The 327-nt window shown below is 45.6% G+C and carries 1 protein-coding gene; it reads right to left on the bottom strand.

Going from position 1 to position 327, the window contains the following annotated elements; all coding sequences use genetic code 11:
• A partial coding sequence (locus AC0IXA_RS27260) for a carbohydrate-binding protein (protein ID WP_471814875.1) occupies positions 1 to 327 on the bottom strand: 327 nt, incomplete at both ends.

Below are 327 nucleotides of genomic sequence, written 5' to 3'. Positions count from 1 at the left end.
ACATTGGCTTTAAATGTTCTCGCACCGTTTGATCCGAAATCGACGTTACTGGCAGCCACCCAATCTCCGTTTTGAATGTTTGTGACATGCTGGTTATTGACCGGTCCGCCTGGAGCTGAAGATGCCTCTGTTAAAATGCGTCCATTCCAAGCAAATGTTTCAGCTTCTACACGCTGATAAGGATTCAAATTGGAAAGCTGTTTAACCCCTTCAAAATTGGCTGCGACTTCTCGAAGGGAGCCGTCAGCATTATGCACAAGCTTATTAATATGCGGAGATCTGTAGCCTTTTCCTGATCCGTATAAAGCAGAGCTGACCGTTTGGGTA

The organism is Pseudomonas sp. AC083, assembly GCF_979253165.1.
Note: the sequence above shows the minus strand (reverse complement) of the source record. Positions and strands in the feature narration are given on the sequence as shown.